This is a genomic window from Salinarimonas sp. NSM (assembly GCF_052380005.1).
GTDB lineage: Bacteria > Pseudomonadota > Alphaproteobacteria > Rhizobiales > Beijerinckiaceae > Salinarimonas.
The window spans coordinates 30,021-48,863 of the sequence record NZ_JBQTCJ010000002.1; the positions used below are offsets into that span (position 1 = coordinate 30,021).

The window sequence follows — 18,843 nt, forward strand, 5'->3', positions numbered from 1 at the left end:
CCGCTCAGGCGGCGATCGCCGGGAGCGCCGCGACCGCGGGCCGCGCGAAGCGGTAGCCCTGCTGCAGCGTCACGCCGAGCGTGGCCAACGCCTCGCTCTCCGCGCGTGTCTCGATCCCCTCGGCGACGACGCGCACGCCGAGCTCGCGCATCATCGAGACGACGCCGCGCACGATGGCGCGCCGGGCCGGATCGCCGTCGATGTCGCGCACGAGCTGCATGTCGAGCTTGACGAGGTCCGGCCGGAAGCGCGCCAGCAGCGCCAGCCCGGAATGGCCGGCGCCGAAATCGTCGATCGCGGTGGTGAAGCCCATCGAGCGATATTCGCGCACGATGCGGGCGAGATGGTCGTCGTCCGCGAGCCGCTCCGCCTCGCTCAGCTCGAACATCAGCCGATCGAGGGGGAAGTCGTGGCGTCGCGCGGCGACGAGCGTGCGCCGGATGCAGGCGCGCGGCTCGTAGACGGCATTGGGCAGGAAGTTGATCGACAGGAGCGCGCCGGTGTCGGCGAGGCCGAGCTCGGCGGCGAGCGTGATCGCCTTCACCCGGCAGGCCTGGTCGAACGCGTAGATCGCGTCGCACCCGATGCCGGCGATGACCGCGCCGGCGCCGGAGCCGTCGAGGCCGCGCACCAGCGCCTCGTAGGCGAAGGGGCGGCCGGTGGCGACGTCGACGATGGGCTGGAAGGCCATGGTGATGGCGAAGTCGCGGGCGGGAGACGTTGCGCACGCGGCGCAGCCCGCCGGCTCGAGCACCTGCGGATCGGGCAGGGGCATGTGGGACATGAGAACTCCTCGGCGATCCGTCGTCGGCTCCTGCGACACGGCGTCCGCGGAGCTTCGGCCGAGAAGATTGCCACCTCCTTAAGTCGTCGACCGAACCGGCCTGCAAATGCGCAAGCGTGCATGCGTCCCAGCGCCCGAATTCAGGTGGCGTTACGGTCGCCGCGCGCGTCTCAGCGGAAGCGCTTCGCCACCTCGGCCACGATCGGCTCGACGCCGAAGCGCACCGGGTCGGTGGCCGGCAGCGCGTGGGTGCGCGCCAGCCGGTCGAGCTCGGCGCGCGCCGCGTCCTCGGCGAGCTTCTCGGTGTTGACCGCGATACCGACGCAGCGGATCGCCGGGTTCGTCAGCCGGCCGAGCGAGAGCGTCATGTGGATGACGTCGCCGATCGTCGGCAAGGGCGTGTTCACCCCGCGCATGGTGGTGCGCGTCGGCTCGTGGCAGACGACGAACGCGTCGGGCTGGGCGCCGTGCAGGAGGCCCAGAGAGACACCGGCGAAGGAGGGATGGAACAGCGAGCCCTGGCCTTCGATCAGGTCCCAGTGGTCGGGGGCGGAGGCGGGGGAGATCCACTCGACCGCGCCGGAGATGAAGTCCGCCACCACGGCGTCGATGGCGACGCCGCGCCCGGATATGAAGACGCCGGTCTGGCCGGTGGCCTTGAAGTCCGCGTCGAAGCCGGCCGCGCGCATGCCGCTCTCGAGCGCGAGCGCGGTGTACTTCTTGCCGACGGAACAGTCGGTGCCGACCGTGAGAAGGCGCATCCCGGAGCGCTTGTCGCCCTTGCCCGTGGCGAATCGCTCGCTCGAGTGGCGAACGTCGTGGAGCTTGCGACCGTTGCGTGCCGCCGCCTCGGCGATGGCGGGGACGGAGCCGAGCTTCGTGTGCAGGCCCGCGGCGACGTCCATGCCGGCGTCGAGCGCCGCGACGATCTCGTCGACCCAATGGTCGGGCAGGACGCCGCCGGCGTTGACGACGCCGACGACGAGCGTCCTCGCGCCCGCCGCGGCGCCCTCCGCGATGGTCATGTCGGGCAGCTTCGCATCGGCGTTGCAGCCGGGGAGCCGCAATTGGCCCACGACCCAGTCGCGGCGCCAGTCGACGATGCCGAGGCCGGTCTTGGCCGCGAGCGCGTCGCGTGCGTCGCCGAGGAACAGGAGGTAGGGGCGGGCGATCTCCATCGGGGGTCCTTCTCGCGGGTGGTTCTCGAGGTCTCGGCCGAAGCGGCGCGGCGCTCCGGTCAGTGCGCCATGAAGACGGGAATGGTCGCGTTGGCGAGGATATGACTCGTCGCGCCGCCGAAGATCATCTGACGAATTCGGCTCTGCGTGTAGGCACCCTTGAACAGGAGGTCGCAGCCCACGCCCTCGGCGTAGTCGAGGATCGCCTCGCCGGCGTTGCGCTTCTCCGGGCCGAGATGCACCTGCTCGACGGGCAGGCCGTGGCGCTGGAGCGCGCGCGCCAGCGCCTCGCCGCTCGGGCCCGGCACCATGCCACTCTCCACGGTCAGCACGTGCACGCGCTTGGCGCGGGCGAGCAGCTCCATTCCCATGCCGATGACGTGGGCGGTCTCGGTCGAGCCGTTCCACGCGATGACGATCGTCTCGCCGATCGTGTCGCGTGCCCGCGGCGGCGCGATCAGCGCGGGCCGGCCCCCCTCGAACAGGACGGCTTCCAGCGTCGCCATCCGCGGCCCGGTCGCGCTCTGGGTCGGGCGGCCGACGACGGTGACGTCGAAGATGCGCGAGTAGGCGCCGACGAACTCGTCGCCCGCGGGTGCGTCCGCGTGCCAACGCCAACGCGGCCCGTCGGCCGGGCCCGCGTCGCGGGCGATGCCGGCCGCGTCCATGAAGCGCTGGAACGTGTCGCGGGCCTGGACCTCGGCCTCCTCGTCCGCCCGCTCGTCGGCGGCCCAGGTGAGGCCCATGACCATGTCGACGGAGACGATCTCCGCCAGCGGCGGGCGCAGCGAGAAACCCTCGACGTAGCCGCCGAATCGCCGGGCGAGCGCGATCGCGGTCTGCAGCGTCGCGTCCATCAGCTCGTGCGGTGCGGTGGGTACGAGCACGGTCTTCATCGCGAGGGCCCCCTCTCGCGAGCCTCGGCGGCCCGCCTCGGCGCCATTCTTCGCCTCAACCGGCCTTCGCCGCAACCGCCCTTTCGCGCGCGGCGCGCCTGCGCGCGCCCGCGCCGGCCTGCGCGGCGGCGGCGCTCTCGTAGACCGCCTCCAGCGCGGCGACGTGCGCGGCGCGGCTCGGCGGGTCGGCGCGGAAGGCCGCCTGCGCCGCCAGCCCGAGCCGTGCCGCGAGGTCCGGATCCGCGGTGAGCCGTACCAGGCGCGCCGCGAGCGCCTGGACGTCGCCGGCGGGGACGTGCAGGCCGGTCTCGCCGTCGCGCACGAACTCGCGCGCCGCGCAGCCGTCCGAGACGATCACCGGCGTGCCCGCCGCCTGGGCCTCGAGCGCCACGAGCCCCTGCGTCTCGTACCAGAGCGAGGGGAAGACGAGGGCGCGCGCCTCGCGCATCAGGGCGGCGACGCGCGCGGGCGGCTGCCAGCCGAGGAGCCGCGCGGCCGGGTTCTCCGCGCGGATCGCGTCCGCTTCCGGTCCGTCGCCGACGAAGACCGCCGGCACGCCCGCCGTGGCGGCGGCGCGGGCGAAGAGCAAAGCGCCCTTCTCCGGCGTGAGCCTGCCGACGAACAGGAACGGCGCGTCCGCCGCGCGGGAGGCGGGCTCCGCGTCGGGCGCGTCGATCTCCACCGGGTTCGCCACCCGGTGGAGGCGCACGCCCGCGGGCAAATGCGGGGCGATCACCGCGCGATGGAGCGCACTGAGCACGATCGCGTCCGGGCACGCGTCGAACGGGCGCCCGAGCCGCGCGGTCGCCGCGTGGCGGGCCAGGCGCATCAGCTTGAACGGGTAGGGCTTCGCGTCGCAGGCCCGGGAAATGCAGGCGCCCGAGAGCGGCGCGCGGGTGCAGATCGCCGCCTCGCCGAAGTCGAAGAACGTGCCGTTGGGGCACACCGACAGGAAGTCGTGCAGCGTGACGACACCCGGCGCCCCGGCATCGCGAATCGCCGCGAAGGCCGCTCCCGACATCTCCTGGCCCCAGGAATGCACGTGGGCGATCGCGCCCGGTCCCGCCTGTGCCAGCGTCTCGGCCACCGCCCGGCCGGCCTCCCCGTTCCAGATCACCCGCGCGAGCGCCGCGGCGCGGCCGCCGGGGCGCCGGTTCGGCTCGACGATGCGCACCGGGACGCCGGCTTCCGCGAGCCGCGGATCGGGCGCTCCCGCCCCGCCGACGCAGAGCACGCGGTGCCCCGCCGCCGCGAGCCCGAGCGCGCTCTCCACCGCCACGCGCGCGGAGCCGCCGTTGACGGCGAGGTGGTCGGCGACGACGACGATCGGGCGGGGCATGGGACCGGCTTTCCGGGCGGGCGACGGGAGACGACGCGGGGACGATGCGCACAGCCTCGCACGCCGGCCTTGAAGATTGGGTTTCGCGCGCGCCGTCCGGCGCGCGGTCACGGCTCCTCGCCGTCGACGACCGCCCGGGCCACGCCGTAGGAGAAGCCCGCCCGGGCGAGCCGGGCGAGGTCGCGCTCGCGGTTCTCGGCGCGCCCCGTCGTGCGGAACGGCCCGAGCCGGCGCCGGCGCGCCAGCGCGGTCGCGGCGTCCAGCTCCGGATCGGCGTCGGGATCGTCCTCGACGCGGGCGTCGGCGTGGCGGGCGAGCGCCTCGTCGATCGCCTCGCCCGCGATCCCCTTGGCGGAGAGGCGCGCGGCGATCGCCCGCCGCGAGCCGCCCCGGCGCCGGAGGCTCGCGACCCGCGCCTCGGCATAGGCCTCGTCGTCGACGAGCCCCGACCGCAAGGCCCGCGCCACCGCCTCGTCCACCAGCCCGAGCGCGGCCTCCGGCGCCTCCCCCCGCAGCCGGCAGCGCCGCTCGACCTTGCGCGCGAGCACGCGCCGCAGGTTCTCGGCCGACGACGCCCAGCGCTCGAGATAGGCGAGCGCCATGCGGTCGAGGACGGCGGGGGTGACCGGGCGCGGGGGCTTGCGGGTGGGGGGATGGGTCGGCAGGGCGGCCTCTCGGTCGGAGATTTCGGACGCCGTCACGAGTGCCATTGGCGACGGGCCGCCTGCAAGGGCCGCGAGCGAGGCTCGTGCGCGTTCGCGCGGGTCGACCCGAGACGGTGGCGATGCTATTCTGCGTCGCGACGTGCCGGGAGCCGTCTTCGGCAGCATGGGGACATGAGGGCATGAAGACCGCGATAGCCGAGCGCAGCCCGCGTGGGAGCCGGTGCGCCGCCGCCGTCCTCGCCGCGGCTCTCGCCGTCCTCGTATCCGTGCCGCCCGCCGCGGCCACGCAGCACACGGACCTCGACCGGATCGTCGAGGACCAGCGGGCCTACTGCGAGGTCCGCACGGCGGCGAAGATGGGATTCGAAGGCCTGCCCAGCCAGTTCCGGCAGATCATCGTCGGATACGCGACCGCTTCGTTCGAGCTGTGGTCCATTCGTCAGCTCGACGACGCCTACGTCGCCTACGTCGAGCGGACGGAGGGATCGCTCGAGGCGATCCGAGTTCGCGCGCTGCTCGCGGCGTCCGCGGAGGGCGACACGTCGGTCAGCCTCCTGGGCTCGACGCTCGGCGGCATGATCGGCGGCCTGCGCATGGCTGATCGTTCGAGCATGACGGACCTCCTGCAGCGCATCCTCGGCGACGCCATCTCCGCGGGGGCGGAATCGCAGATGCGCCGCCTCGCCGCAGAACGGCTCTCGGGACCCTACGATCCCTCGATCGCGCCCGACTTCTGCTTTGAACTGTACGAGTAGATTAGCCGGCTCCCGTGCTCCTCGAGAAGCGGTGCGGGAACGCTTTCCCACGAAAAGCTTTGCATCGTCTCCGGGCCTGCGCTTGCTTGGCCGGATGCAGGACGATCCTTCTCCTGAGGCAGACATGACCTCCCCCGTTGCGGACCCGGAGGCGCCGCCTTCCGCTTCACCCGCCCCCGACCCGGCGCTCCCGCCCCGCGAGGTCGAGCTCAAGCTCGAGCTCGCCCCGGCGGACTGGAAGCGGCTCGCGCGCCATCCGATGCTCGCCGCCGCGCTCGCCGCCGCGCCCAAGGCGAAGCGGATGGAGGCCACCTATTTCGACACGCCGGACGGGCGGCTGCGGGCGAAGGGCGTGAGCCTGCGCATCCGGCGCACGGGCGCCGCGCGTGTGCAGACCGCGAAGGCAGCGAGCGGTCCCTCCGGCGGGCTGTTCGATCGCGTCGAGATCGAGGCCCCCGTCGCGGGCGACGCGCCGAATCTCGCGCTCATCGAGGGTACGCCGCTCGCGCCGCTCTTCGCCAAGCGCAAGGTGCGCGCGGGGCTGGAGCCCGTCTTCGCGGTCTCGGTGCGGCGGCGCACGCTGGCGATCACCGACGGCGGCTTCGTCGCCGAGATGGTGGTCGACGAGGGCACCGTGAACGCCGGCGAGCGCACCGAGCCCGTCTGCGAGGTCGAGCTCGAGCTGCGCGCCGGCGGCGGCGCCGACCTGTTCGCCTTCGCGCGCCGCATCGCCGAGGCGGTCCCCGCGCGGCTGGGCTTTCGCACCAAGGCCGATCGCGGCTTCGCGCTCGCCGCCGGCGAGGGGCCGCGCGTCGTCAAGAAGATCGAGGTCGCGCTCGCGCCCGCGGTGACCGCGGGCGAGGCGTTCCAGCGCATCGCCCGCGCCTGCCTCGCCCAGCTCGTCGCAAACGAGCAGGCGCTGCGCGAGCTCGGCGCGCCCGGCGCGGTCCACCAGTCGCGGGTGGCGCTGCGGCGCCTGCGCGCGGCGATCGCGCTGTTCAAGCCGGTGGTGGAGGACGAGCGTCGCCGCGCCGTCTCCGCCGAGCTCAAGTGGATGGCGAACGCGCTCGGCGACGCCCGCGATCTCGACGTGCAGATCGCGACCGTGGTCGAGCCGATGCACGCCGCGCATCCGGACGACGCCGACCTCGCCCGCCTCGCCGCCGCCTTCGCCGCGCGGCGCGATGCGGCGAGCGCACAGGCGCGGGAGGCGTCGACGAGCGCGCGCTATCGGCTGATGCTGATCGACACCGCGGCCTGGATCGAGGCCGGCGCTTGGCGCGCCGGCGAGAACCCGGTGCGCGACGCGTCGGTGTCCGCGTTCGCGGCGCGGCTCCTGAAGAAGCGCCGCAAACGCATCGTGCGCGAGGGCGCGGACCTCGCGGCGCTCGACCCCGAATCACGCCACGAGCTGCGAATCGAGGTCAAGAAGCTGCGCTACGCGGTGGAGTTCTTCGAGACCGCCTTCGGCGGCGAGGACGAGGGAAAGAAGGCGTCCCGCAAGCGCGTGCGGCGGCACGCCGAGATGCTGAGCCGGCTGGAGGCTCTCCAGGAGGACCTCGGCGCGCTCAACGACCTCGCCGTCGCCCATCGCATGGAGGCGCTGTTCGACACGTCCGACGAATCGCTCGCCCGTGGCTTCGCCAAGCTCGAGCGACCGGACGCCGCGGAGGCCGGCCCGGAGCACATCGCGTCGGCCCGGAAGGCGCTCGCCGGGCTGGCGAAGGCGAGGCCGTTCTGGGCCTCGCCCGAGGAAGGGTGAGGACGACGGGGGTACGGCGTCCCGATCAGACGCCGCACTCCTGCTTCGCGCGGTTGAGCGCCGCGGTGAAGCCGGAGAGGGAATAGACGTCGGTCGTGTCGTTGCCCCGCCCGGAGCGGACGTTGAGCTCGAACGAGCGGCCTCGGATGAAGCTCTGGACGACGTCGCCCTCCTGCGCCGGGTTCTGGACCCAGACGTTCTCGCCGCGGGTAACGAAGTTGAACGTCGTACCGTCGATCACGCCCGTGGCGGTCTGCCCGTCCTGCGTCGGGAAGCCCATCACGGCGGCGATCTCGTTCGTCACGTTCTCGGACGGACGGAAGGAGACGAAGAGGTATCCGGGGTCGCGGTTGAGCCCTTCGGGGCGGCGGGTCTTGGGCTGCGACAACGCGTAGCACATCTTCGTGCCGCTCGCCTCGGTGACGAAGGCGGACCAGTCGTTGAACTGGCCGAGCGGCGTGGCCTCCGCCTGCTGGGCCGTGGCGGGACCGGTCGTCAGCGCGAGGGCGGCCGCGCAAGCGCCGATCAGCGCGAGCGTGGGCGCGAAGCGGCGGATCGATCGGGAAGTTCTCATGACGCTCACCTTGGATCGCGGGGTTTCACCGCCTGCCGGCGGGCTCGGCTTTCGCTGAGCACTAGATTGGCCTGAAATGGGCAAAAATACGTTAACCTTGCCTGAATGCCAGGGACACCTGCGATCTCCGGCGCGGCGGATTGCCGGACCCGTCCCGAAGGCTTAACACTGCATGGTGTCCGGTGCGCCGATCGTCGCCGCGTCGGCGCCGAGAATCGAGGACGCCTTGCCCTCTCCCATCGAGCACGAGGCGCTGATCGCCGCCGTCGCGCAGGAGCGCGACCGCGACGCCTTCGCACGCCTGTTCGACTGGTACGCCCCCAGGCTGACGGCCTACCTGCTGCGCCAGGGGGCCGAGCAGGCGCTCGCGGAGGAGATCGTGCAGGACGCGATGGTCACGCTCTGGCGCAAGGCGGAGATGTTCGACCCGGCGAAGTCCTCGCTCACCACCTGGCTCTACCGAATCGCCCGCAATCGCCGAATCGACCTGATGCGAAGGGACCGCTCCACGCCGGTGGAGCCGGACAGCCCGCTCTTCGAGGTGGTCGACGACACGGACCTCGAGGGCGAGCTCGACGCGAGCCAGCGCGAGGCCGCCGTGCGCGAGGCGATGCGCAGCCTGCCGGAGGAGCAACTCGCGCTGGTGCGCCTCGCCTTCTTCGAGGCCCTGTCGCATTCCGAGATCGCGGAGCGCACGGGCCTGCCGCTCGGCACGGTGAAGTCGCGCATCCGCCTCGCCTTCACCCGGCTGCGCCGCACGCTGGAGAGCGGCGGGGTGGTGGAAGCGCAGTAGGGTCGTCGAGGGGAAGGGCGCGGTCATGGCGGGGACGATGCGGGTGGTCCTGTGCGAGCGGCTCGGGCCGCCGGAGACGCTGACGCTCGCCGAGATCGCCGTGCCCGAGCCGGGGCCCGGCGAGGTGCTGCTGCGCATGCGCGCGGTGGGGCTCAACTTCTTCGACACGCTGATCGTCCAGGGCCGCTACCAGGTCCGCCCCGACCCGCCGTTCTCGCCGGGTGGCGAGCTGTGCGGCGAGATCGCCGCGCTCGGCGAGGGCGTGGCCGGCTGGTCGCTCGGGCAGCGGGTCGTCGCCTATGTCGGCCACGGCGCGGCGCGCGAATGGGTCACGGTTCCCGCCGACCGGCTGACGCCGGTGCCGGATGCGCTCGACGATGCGCGCGCGGCGGGCCTGTCCATCACCTACGGCACGACGCTGCACGCGCTCGCCGACCGTGCGGCGATCCGCCCCGGCGAGACGCTCTGCGTGCTCGGGGCCGCCGGCGGGACGGGGCTCGCGGCGGTCGATGTCGGACGTGCGCTCGGCGCGCGGGTGATCGCCTGCGCCTCCTCCGCGGACAAGCTCGCGCTCGCCCGCGAGGCGGGGGCGGACGAGACGATCGACTACGCGCGCGAGGACCTGAAGGCGCGCCTCAAGGCGCTGACGGGCGGGCGCGGCGTCGACGTCGTCTACGATCCCGTCGGCGGCGATCTCGCGGAGGCGGCGCTGCGCGCCACGGCCTGGGAGGGGCGCTACCTCGTCATCGGCTTCGCCGCGGGGGAGATCCCGAGGATCCCGCTCAATCTCGTGCTGCTCAAGGGCTGCGACATCCGCGGCGTCTACTGGGGCGCCTTCCTGGAGCGCGAGCCCGCGCGCCATGCGGCGAACATGGAGCGGCTCCTCGCCTGGGCCGCGGACGGCACCATTGCGGCGCGGGTCGAGGAGACCTACCCGCTCACGCAGGCCGCCGCGGCGATCGGTCGTATCGCCCGTCGCGAGGCGCGGGGGAAGCTCGTGCTGGTGCCCTGACGCGACGCCGTCCGCGGCGCCGGCGTGCGCGTGACCGCGCCGCGCGCGACCGGAGCCGGCGCCGGCGGACGCGGCAGCGGCAGGTCGGCGAGCTCGGCCGGGCTCATCGCGGCGATCGCCGGGTGGGAGAACGGGTCGTGCGGGTCCGGCTCGGGCTCGGCGGTCGCGAGCGCTTGCCGGAGGATCTGGACGAGGTTTAGCATGGCTGCATCATGGCGCTTCGACGCCGCTGGCGAAATCCCGTTCTTCTCGAAGAGCCTATAGGGGAGCTATATGCGCAACCTCGCCCGTGTCCATCTCGGGGCCTTGAGGGCGGTGGAGGCGGCGGGGCGGCTCGGGACGCTGCGCGCGGCCGCCGAGGAGCTCGGCGTCACGGTCGGCGCGGTGAGCCAGCAGATCCTCAAGTGCGAGGCCGAGCTCGGCCGCACCCTGTTCGAGCGCCGGCCCCGTGGGCTCGTCCCCACGGATGTCGGCGCGGCGGTGCTGGAGCGGCTCTCCGCCGGCTTCGCCGAGCTCTCCGCCGCGGTGGCGCTCGCCGACCGGCGCCGCGAGGACGTGCTCACCGTCTCGGTCGCTCCGGTCCTCGCCTCGAAGTGGCTGGTCTGGCGGCTCGACCGCTTCACCCGCGATCACCCCGGCATCCGGGTGCGCATCGACGCCGCGCTCGATCTCGTCGACCCCAACGTCTCGGACGTCGACGTGTGCATCCGCGTCGGGCGCGGCGGCTGGCCCGGCGTGCGCGCCGAGCGCATCGTGGCGCAGCTCGTCTTCCCCGTCTGCGCGCCGACGCTCGCCGTGCGGCTGGCCACGCCCGCCGATCTCGCGCGCGTGCCGATCGTCACCGAGCCGCACGCCATGTTCTCCTGGGACGTCTGGCTCGCCCCCAACGGGCTCGACGCGGCGATCCTGCCGGACGGGCCGGTCTATTCCGACGCGGCCTTGTGCTTCGACGCGGCGATCGCCGGGCAGGGCGTGTTCCTCGCCTGGGAGACGCTGGCCGCCGACGCGCTCGCCATGGGCCGCCTCGTCGCGCCCTTCCCCGACCGCTACCCGACCGGCATCTCCTACTGGTTCGTCACCGCCCGCGACCGTGCCCCGACGCGGGCGATCACCGCGTTTCGGGAGTGGATCGCAGCGGAGCTGCGGGAGAGCTGCCCCGGGGGTGCGGCGGCCGTGCTCGCCTAACGGCGCGTTGACACGCTCCGCGCGCGCGGTCATTGGAGTGGCGCCCCGCGCCGGCGGCGGGGCGGCAACCCTGCGCGTACGGACAGCGAGGCGACACCCCATGCCCCGGTTGGTGATGAAGTTCGGCGGCACCTCGGTCGCGGACCTCGAGCGCATCCGCAACGTGGCGCGGCACGTCGAGCGCGAGGTGAAGGCGGGCTACGACGTCGCCGTCGTCGTCTCGGCCATGGCGGGCAAGACGAACGAGCTCGTCGGCTGGTGCCGCGAGGCCTCGACGATCCACGACGCGCGCGAGTACGACGCCGTCGTCGCCTCCGGCGAGCAGGTGACGTCCGGGCTCCTCGCCATCGCGCTGCAGGCGATCGGCATCCCCGCGCGCTCCTGGCAGGGCTGGCAGATCCCCATCGAGACGTCGGGCACCCACGGCTCGGCGCGGATCACGCGGGTCGACGGGTCGAAGATCCTCTCCCATTTCGCCGAGCGCGGCGAGGTCGCGGTGGTCGCCGGCTTCCAGGGCGTGCACGCGCCGACGGGACGCATCGCGACGCTCGGCCGCGGCGGCTCGGACACGAGCGCGGTGGCGCTCGCCGCGGCGCTCGAGGCGGAGCGCTGCGACATCTACACCGACGTCGACGGCGTCTACACGACGGATCCGCGGATCGTCGCCAAGGCGAAGCGCCTGGACAAGGTCTCCTACGAGGAAATGCTCGAGATGGCGAGCCTCGGCGCAAAGGTGCTGCAGGTGCGCTCGGTCGAGCTCGCCATGCTCTACGGCGTGCGCACGATCGTGCGCTCGAGCTTCGATCCGCCCGAGGACCCGCGGCCGGGCACGCTGATCTGTGACGAGGAGGACATCGTGGAACAGCAGACCGTCACCGGCATCGCCTATTCCAAGGACGAGGCCCAGATCACGCTGCGGCGGGTGGCGGACACGCCGGGCGTCGCGGCCTCGATCTTCGTGCCGCTGGCCGACGCCGCGATCAACGTCGACATGATCATCCAGGTGGTCTCCCGCGATTCGGCGACGACGGACATCACCTTCACGGTGCCGGCGAGCGACTATGCCCGCGCGCGGACGCTGCTCGAGGAGCTGCAACCGAAGATCGGGTACGAGAAGCTCGAGGGTGCCACCGACGTGGTCAAGGTCTCGGCCATCGGGGTGGGCATGCGCAGCCATGCCGGCGTCGCCGCGAAGGCCTTCAAGGCCTTGGCCGAGAAGGGCGTCAACATCCGCGCCATCACCACCTCCGAGATCAAGTTCTCGATGCTGATCGACGCGGCCTATACCGAGCTTGCCGTGCGCACGCTCCACTCGCTATACGGGTTGGACGCGGCCTGAGCCGGCCGCGGGACGACGAGCGGCGTGCGCCGACCCGCGCGCCCGACACCGGCGCCGGGCGCGAGAGCCCCGGCGTGACGAAGACGCGGCGTGAAGGAGACCCGGCCCTGCCGACGAGAGCCCATCCCGGCGGTCCGCGCGTTCTGCTCCGCAGGCTCCGCGAGATCATGGCGGAGCCGATCTCGACGCAGGACCGGCTCGACAGGATCGTGGTGCTGATCGCGGCCAACATGGTGGCCGAGGTCTGCTCGGTCTATGTCCTGCGCGCCGACCAGACCCTCGAGCTCTACGCCACCGAGGGCCTCAAGCGCGAGGCCGTCCACCACACGACCATGCGCGCCGACGAGGGCCTGGTGGGCCTCATCGCCCGCGAGGCGCAGCCGCTCGCGCTCTCGGACGCGCAGACGCACCCGTCCTTCTCCTACAAGCCGGAGACGGGCGAGGAGATCTACCACGGCTTCCTCGGCGTGCCGGTGCTGCGCGCGGGCAACACGCTCGGCGTGCTCGTCGTGCAGAACCGCACGATGCGCACCTATACCGAGGAGGAGGTCGAGGCGCTCCAGACCACCGCGATGGTGCTCGCCGAGATGGTCGCCTCCGGCGAGCTCCAGGCGCTGGTCCAGCCGGGCGCCGACATCGCCGTGCGCCGGCCGCTCTACCTCCAGGGCGTGTCGCTGGCCGACGGCGTCGGGCTCGGTCACGTGGTGCTGCACGAGCCCCGCGTCGTCGTGAAGAACCTCATCGCCGAGAGCCCGGAGGCCGAGGTCGCGCGGCTCGAGACCGCGATCAAGGCGGTGCGCGTCTCGATCGACAAGCTGATCGAGCGCGGCGACGTCGGAGACGGCGGAGAGCACCGCGAGGTGCTCGAGACCGTGCGGATGTTCGCCCACGACCAGGGTTGGCTCAGGCGCATGCGCGAGGTGGTGCTCACCGGCCTCACCGCCGAGGCGGCGGTGGAGCGCGTGCAGTCCGACACCCGCGCGCGGCTCCTGCGCCAGACCGACCCTTACCTGCGCGAGCGCCTGCACGACCTCGACGACCTCGCCAACCGCCTGCTCCACCAGCTCGTCGGGCGCGACTTCGTCGCCGCCGCCGAGGCGCTGCCGGACAACGCGATCCTCGTCGCGCGCTCGATGGGGCCGGCCGCGCTGCTCGACTACCAGCGCGCCAACCTGCGCGGCGTGGTGCTCGAGGAGGGGGGGCCGACGAGCCACGTCGCCATCGTCGCCCGCGCGCTCGGGCTCCCCGCCGTGGGCGAGGTCGAGAACGTCACCTCGCTGGTCGAGCCCGGCGACGCGATCATCGTCGACGGCGTGGCGGGCGAGATCCAGGTGCGCCCGCGCCCGGACATCGAGGCGGCGTACGCCGAGAAGGCGCGGCTGCGCGCCAAGCGCCAGGAGCAGTACCGGGCGCTGCGCGACGTGCCGAGCGTGACGAAGGACGGCGCGGCCATCGAGCTCCAGCTCAACGCCGGGCTCCTCGTCGACCTGCCGCATCTCGAGGAGACGGGCGCGGCGGGCATCGGGCTGTTCCGCACCGAGATCCAGTTCATGGTCGCCGAGCGCATGCCCTCGACGGCCGAGCAGCAGAAGCTCTACCAGGCGGTGCTCGAGCAGATCGGGCCCGCGACGCCCGTCGTCTTCCGCACGCTCGACATCGGGGGCGACAAGATCCTGCCCTACATGTCGCAGATCGAGGAGGAGAACCCGGCGCTCGGCTGGCGGGCGATCCGCATCGGGCTCGACCGGCCGGGGCTCCTGCGCAGCCAGATCCGCGCGTTGCTCAAGGCGAGCGCGGGCCGGCCGTGCGCGATCATGTTCCCGATGGTCGCGACGGTGGACGAGTTCGTGCGCGGGCGCGCCATCGTCGACCGCGAGACCGCCCATCTCACCCGCCACGGCCACCCGCTGCCGACGCGAATCGAGGTCGGCGTCATGATCGAGGTGCCCTCGCTTCTCTTCCAGCTCGACGAGATCTGCCGTCGCGCGGACTTCGTCTCGGTGGGATCCAACGACCTCCTCCAGTTCCTCTTCGCGGCGGACCGCGAGAACCGCCAGGTGGCGAGCCGATACGACGCGCTCTCGGTCAACGCCCTGCGCGCGTTCCGCACCATCGTCGAGGCGGCGAAGGGAACGGCCTGCCGCGTCTCCGTCTGCGGCGAGGTGGCGAGCCGGCCGCTCGAGGCGCTCGCCCTCGTCGGGCTCGGCTATCGCACGCTGTCGATGTCGCCCGCGGCGGTGGGGCCTGTGAAGGCGGCGCTGATCGCCGCCGAGGCCGGGGCGCTCGCCGAGGTCCTGGCGCGCGAGCTCGCCCGCGCCGACGGCGACGCGTCGCTGCGCGCGACCCTTTCGGCCTTCGCGGAGGCGCGCCATATCCCGGTCTGACATGACGCTCTCGCCCCCGACCGAGCGCCTCGACGCCATCGTCCAGCGCCACGCCGTCATCACCGACATGCTCGCCGCCGGTCCCGATTCGGAGACCGTCGTGGCGCTCTCGCGCGAGCTCTCCGAGCTCGACGACGTGGTGGCGGCGATCCGCGCCTGGCGCGCGGCGCAGGAGAACCTCGCGGGCATCGAGGCGCTGATCGCCGACCCCGCGACGGACGCCGAGATGCGCACCCTCGCCCGTGAGGAGCGCGAGGAGGCGCAGGCCGCGGCCGAGGAGGCGGCGCGCGCGCTCCAGCTGATGCTGCTGCCCAGGGACGCCGCCGACGAGGGCAGCGCCATCCTCGAGGTCCGCGCCGGCACCGGCGGAGACGAGGCGGCCTTGTTCGCGGGCGATCTCTTCCGGATGTATTCCCGCTACGCCGAGATCCACGGCTGGCGCGTCTCGGCGATCTCCGCGAGCGAGGGCGCGATGGGCGGCTTCAAGGAGGTCGTCGCCGAGATCGTCGGGCGCGGCGTGTTCGCGCGGCTCAAGTTCGAGAGCGGCGTGCACCGCGTCCAGCGCGTGCCGGAGACGGAGGGTGGCGGGCGCATCCACACCTCCGCGGCGACGGTCGCCGTCCTGCCGGAAGCCGCCGACGTCGATCTCGCGCTGGACGAGGGCGACCTGCGCATCGACACGATGCGCTCGGGCGGCGCCGGCGGGCAGCACGTCAACAAGACCGAATCGGCGGTGCGAATCACCCACCTGCCGAGCGGCATCGCCGTGGTGGTCCAGGAGGAGCGCTCACAGCACAAGAACAAGGCCCGCGCCCTCCAGCTCCTGCGCGCCAGGCTCTACGACCTCGAGCGCACCCGCGCCGACGCGGCCCGCGCCGCCGATCGGAAGGCGCAGGTCGGCTCGGGGGACCGCTCGGAGCGCATCCGCACCTACAACTTCCCCCAGGGGCGCGTCACCGACCATCGCATCGGGCTCACCCTCTACAAGCTCGATGCGGTGCTCGCGGGCGAGGCCCTCGACGAGATCGTCGACGCGCTCGTCGCCGAGCACCGGGCGGCGCTGCTCGCGGAGCAGGAGGCGTGACGAGGTTCCCGGGTCCGCAGCCCGTCCTTCTCGATCCGGCCGGCACGTGCGGCGCGGCGCTCGCGGCCGTGCGGGGCGCCTTCGCGCGCGCGGGGCTCGACGAGCCGGCGCTCGACGCGCGCATCCTCGTCGCGGAGGCCGCCGGCGTGCGCCCGGGCGCGCTGCTGGCCGATCTCGAGCGCCCGCTCGGCGCGGACGCCACCGCCCGCCTCGCCGACTTCGCCGCGCGGCGGCTCGCGCGCGAGCCGGTCTGGCGCATCCTCGGCGAGGCGGAATTCTGGGGCCTGCGCTTTCGGCTCGCGCCCCAGACGCTGGTGCCGCGGCCCGACACGGAGACGCTCGTGGAGACCGCGCTCGCGCTCGCGCCGGGACCGGCACCGCGGATTCTCGACCTCGGGACGGGCTCGGGCTGCATCCTCGTCGCGCTCCTCGCCGAGCGTCGGGACGCCTTCGGCATCGGCCTCGATCGCTCGGAGGAGGCCTGCCGAACCGCGCGGGAGAACGCGTGCGCGAACGGCGTCGGGGACCGCGCGGCGTTCGTGGTGGGGGACTGGGCGCGGGGGCTGGCGCAGAGGCCGGGCTTCGACCTCGTCGTGTCGAACCCGCCCTACATCCCCGCTGCCGACATCCCGGGGCTCGCGCGTGAGGTGCGCGCCCACGATCCGCTCCGCGCCCTCGACGGCGGGGCCGACGGGCTCGACGCCTATCGCGCCATCCTCGCGCGCGGGCGCGACATGCTGGCGCCCGGGGGCGTTCTCGCCGTGGAGGTCGGGATCGGGCAGGCGGAGCCGGTGGCGCGGCTCGGGGAGACGCACGGGCTCGTGTTCCTGCGGCTCGCCCGGGACCTCGCCGGCATCGCCCGCGTCGTCGCCTTCGGTCGCTGAACGGCCGGCGGCGTTGCGCTTTTTCGCTTGCATTCGCGCCGTGGCGGCCCAAATAACGCTTGGCGGCGCGCACCGAAGCGTCTAGGGTGCGACCGCAATCGAGCAGATCCCAGAGCGCTGGATTCGCCGGTCCCTCGGACGGGCGACATCGAACAGGCGGCGAAGGGGCGACACGATCACCGCCAGGACGGGGCGCCAGACGGTCCAGCGGTCACCGAACCCGACATCGAGGACGACGCGCGGCGAGAGCCGGCGGGTCGACCAGGAAGATGACGGAGGCGCGCGCCGACGACGGCTGATCCTCGTCCGCGCGCATCGCGCTCGCGTCGACGACGAGAGGCCAGGCAAGGGTCGAAGCACATCCATGAGACCGAACCAGAACAGGCGCATGCGGGGCCGTAGCCGCAACAAGGGCCCCAACCCGCTCACGCGCAGCTACGAGTCCAACGGCCCCGACGTGAAGGTCCGTGGCACCGCCCAGACCGTCGCCGACAAGTACAGCCAGCTCGCCCGCGATGCGCTGGCGAGCGGCGACCCGGTGATGGCGGAGAACTACTTCCAGCACGCCGAGCACTACTACCGCATCATCGCCGCCGCTCAGGAGCAGCTGCGCCAGCAGTACGGCTTCCCGCAGCGCGGCTACGACGACGACGGCGACGAGGGCGACGACGACGGCGACTACCGCGGCGGCGAGCGCCTCGAGGACCTCGACCCCGCACAGCAGCCGCAGCCGAGCTTCGGCCGTGGCCCGAACCGCGACGACCGAGTTCCGCGCGATGATCGTGGCCCCCGCGATGATCGTGGCCCCCGCGATGATCGGGCTGCGCGCGACGACCGTGGCCCGCGCCAGGAGCGCCGCGACGATCGCCGCGAGCGCTTCCAGCCGCGCGACCGCCGTCCCCAGGACGGGCGAGCGCCGCAGGAGGGCCGCGGCCAGGAAGGTCGCCAGGACTTCCGCAACCAGGACTTCCGCAACCAGGGCTTCCGCGGCCAGGAGGGACGTTCCCAGGAGGGGCGTTCCCAGGAGGGGCGTCAGCAGGACTTCCGCGGCCAGGAGCCGCGCGCTCACGAGCCGCGCCAGGAGACCTTCGGCCAGGATGCCGGCGAGGCGCCGCGGGACGAGGCCCGCGACGAGGGGCGCCGTGAGCGTCCTCGCCGCGAGCGTCGCCGCCCGGAGGCCGAGGACGAGAGCGCCGCGCAGAGCCTGCCCGCCTTCGTGACGCGTCCGTCGACCCCGCCCGCGGCGCCCGTCGCCGACGAGGCGCCGGCCCCGAAGCGTACCCGCAAGGCCGCGGCGCCCATCGCGAGCGAGGTCGAGGACGCCGCGAAAGCGGACGAGAAGCCCCGCCGCCGCACGCGCCGCAAGGCGCCTGAGCCCGGCGCCGGGGATGCGGAGGCCGCGGAGTAGATCCGCGCATTCCGTCTCGTCCGGGATCGATGGGGGGCCGCGCGAGCGGCCCTTCTTCTTTTTGCGCCTGCAGCCGGCGCGGCCCGCGCAGCGACTCGCGGCGCGACGGCGTCGTTGCATCCGCCGCGCGTTCGGGCGAGCTTCGTGGCGGATGCACCGGCACCTTTCGCCTCGCGCGGCGTTCGCGCCCGCGGGGTGGGGTGCCGAACGGAAAGGACGACGCATGCGCGGCTCAACGCTCTGGCTCGCGGGGCTCTTCGCGAGTACCGCTGTCGCCACCCTGGCGACCCTTCCCCTCGCCGGGCCCGCCGAGGCCGGTCCGGCCTTCAACCAGCGCTTCGAGGGAACCTGGGTGGGCGCGGGCACCGTCAAGCGTGACAGCGATCCGTCCCCGCGCCGGGTCACCTGCCGGGTGGACGGCGCCGCGGACGAGACGCGCCTCGCGCTCGACGGCAGCTGCCGGGCGATGCTGATCTTCACGCGCGCCATCGGGGCGGACCTCGCCGTCGACGGCAGCGGCACCTACCGCGGCGTCTACACCGGCTCGCGGGTCGGCCCGGCCCAGCTGTCCGGCAGGCTCGATGGCGACCGGATCGTGCTCGCCGTGCGCTTCCCCGAGGGTGTCGGCGGCGGGCGCCAGGAGATGACGATCGAGAACCCCGAGGGCTCCGACCGCTTCACCCTGCGCGTCACCGACGTGATCGACGGCACCCGCACCGAGATCACGAACCTCGTGTTCGAGCGCCGGTGACCTGCTGCCTTGTCACCCCGGATCGCGAAGCGGGTCCGGGGGCCAGATCC

General features: G+C 73.4%; 17 protein-coding genes. 11 read left to right on the plus strand and 6 right to left on the minus strand.

The genetic code is table 11. The features are described 5' to 3' along the window. Window positions 1-4: 4 nt before the first annotated feature. From ACTZWW_RS01475 to ACTZWW_RS01495, 5 genes are all read right to left on the minus strand, one after another. Window positions 5-784, minus strand: a complete 780-nt coding sequence (locus ACTZWW_RS01475) for an EAL domain-containing protein (RefSeq protein WP_444779157.1) — start codon at window positions 782-784, stop codon at window positions 5-7. A gap of 170 nt (window positions 785-954) precedes the next feature. Continuing rightward, window positions 955-1,962, minus strand: a complete 1,008-nt coding sequence (dgcN, locus tag ACTZWW_RS01480) for an N-acetyltransferase DgcN (RefSeq protein WP_444779158.1) — start codon at window positions 1,960-1,962, stop codon at window positions 955-957. A 59-nt stretch (window positions 1,963-2,021) separates the two neighbouring features. Then, the gene (locus tag ACTZWW_RS01485) at window positions 2,022-2,858 is read right to left on the minus strand and encodes a universal stress protein (RefSeq protein ID WP_444779159.1); all 837 of its coding nucleotides are present in this window, start codon (window positions 2,856-2,858) and stop codon (window positions 2,022-2,024) included. 55 nt (window positions 2,859-2,913) lie between these two features. Beyond that, window positions 2,914-4,197, minus strand: coding sequence for a glycosyltransferase (locus ACTZWW_RS01490; RefSeq protein WP_444779160.1), 1,284 nt, complete (start codon window positions 4,195-4,197; stop codon window positions 2,914-2,916). Between the two features lie 107 nt (window positions 4,198-4,304). Continuing rightward, window positions 4,305-4,907: a RecX family transcriptional regulator gene (locus ACTZWW_RS01495; protein ID WP_444779161.1), complete on the minus strand. Its 603-nt coding sequence runs from the start codon at window positions 4,905-4,907 to the stop codon at window positions 4,305-4,307. Window positions 4,908-5,041: 134 nt separating this feature from the next. On the opposite strand from ACTZWW_RS01495, the gene ACTZWW_RS01500 reads away from it, so the two are divergent. Together ACTZWW_RS01500 and ACTZWW_RS01505 are read left to right on the plus strand one after the other, a co-directional pair. Beyond that, window positions 5,042-5,617, plus strand: coding sequence for a hypothetical protein (locus tag ACTZWW_RS01500; protein WP_444779162.1), 576 nt, complete (start codon window positions 5,042-5,044; stop codon window positions 5,615-5,617). Between the two features lie 124 nt (window positions 5,618-5,741). Next, window positions 5,742-7,379, plus strand: a complete 1,638-nt coding sequence (locus ACTZWW_RS01505; protein ID WP_444779163.1) for a CYTH and CHAD domain-containing protein — start codon at window positions 5,742-5,744, stop codon at window positions 7,377-7,379. 25 nt (window positions 7,380-7,404) lie between these two features. Here ACTZWW_RS01505 and ACTZWW_RS01510 read toward each other — a convergent pair whose 3' ends face one another. Beyond that, the gene (locus ACTZWW_RS01510) at window positions 7,405-7,953 is read right to left on the minus strand and encodes an invasion associated locus B family protein (protein ID WP_444779164.1); all 549 of its coding nucleotides are present in this window, start codon (window positions 7,951-7,953) and stop codon (window positions 7,405-7,407) included. A 226-nt stretch (window positions 7,954-8,179) separates the two neighbouring features. Here ACTZWW_RS01510 and ACTZWW_RS01515 point away from each other — a divergent pair, with 226 nt between their 5' ends. From ACTZWW_RS01515 to ACTZWW_RS01555, 9 genes are all read left to right on the plus strand, one after another. Beyond that, the gene (locus ACTZWW_RS01515) at window positions 8,180-8,746 is read left to right on the plus strand and encodes a sigma-70 family RNA polymerase sigma factor (RefSeq protein WP_444779165.1); all 567 of its coding nucleotides are present in this window, start codon (window positions 8,180-8,182) and stop codon (window positions 8,744-8,746) included. A 37-nt stretch (window positions 8,747-8,783) separates the two neighbouring features. Next, complete coding sequence (locus tag ACTZWW_RS01520; RefSeq protein WP_444779296.1) at window positions 8,784-9,758, plus strand: NADPH:quinone oxidoreductase family protein; 975 nt, start codon at window positions 8,784-8,786, stop codon at window positions 9,756-9,758. 273 nt (window positions 9,759-10,031) lie between these two features. Then, window positions 10,032-10,943, plus strand: a complete 912-nt coding sequence (locus ACTZWW_RS01525; protein WP_444779166.1) for a LysR substrate-binding domain-containing protein — start codon at window positions 10,032-10,034, stop codon at window positions 10,941-10,943. 100 nt (window positions 10,944-11,043) lie between these two features. Further along, window positions 11,044-12,282, plus strand: a complete 1,239-nt coding sequence (locus ACTZWW_RS01530) for an aspartate kinase (protein WP_444779167.1) — start codon at window positions 11,044-11,046, stop codon at window positions 12,280-12,282. 167 nt (window positions 12,283-12,449) lie between these two features. Continuing rightward, window positions 12,450-14,666 carry a phosphoenolpyruvate--protein phosphotransferase gene (ptsP, locus tag ACTZWW_RS01535; protein WP_444779168.1) on the plus strand — a complete coding sequence of 739 codons (2,217 nt, stop codon included), beginning with the start codon at window positions 12,450-12,452 and terminating at the stop codon, window positions 14,664-14,666. A gap of 1 nt (window position 14,667) precedes the next feature. Beyond that, window positions 14,668-15,750, plus strand: a complete 1,083-nt coding sequence (gene prfA, locus ACTZWW_RS01540; RefSeq protein WP_444779169.1) for a peptide chain release factor 1 — start codon at window positions 14,668-14,670, stop codon at window positions 15,748-15,750. Then, the gene (prmC, locus tag ACTZWW_RS01545; RefSeq protein ID WP_444779170.1) at window positions 15,747-16,634 is read left to right on the plus strand and encodes a peptide chain release factor N(5)-glutamine methyltransferase; all 888 of its coding nucleotides are present in this window, start codon (window positions 15,747-15,749) and stop codon (window positions 16,632-16,634) included. Before prfA ends, prmC begins: the two co-directional genes overlap by 4 nt. 388 nt (window positions 16,635-17,022) lie before the next feature. Continuing rightward, complete coding sequence (locus tag ACTZWW_RS01550) at window positions 17,023-18,042, plus strand: DUF4167 domain-containing protein (protein WP_444779171.1); 1,020 nt, start codon at window positions 17,023-17,025, stop codon at window positions 18,040-18,042. Between the two features lie 223 nt (window positions 18,043-18,265). Further along, a complete protein-coding gene (locus ACTZWW_RS01555; RefSeq protein WP_444779172.1) occupies window positions 18,266-18,793 on the plus strand; it encodes a hypothetical protein in 528 nt (175 codons plus the stop codon). Window positions 18,794-18,843: the final 50 nt, after the last annotated feature.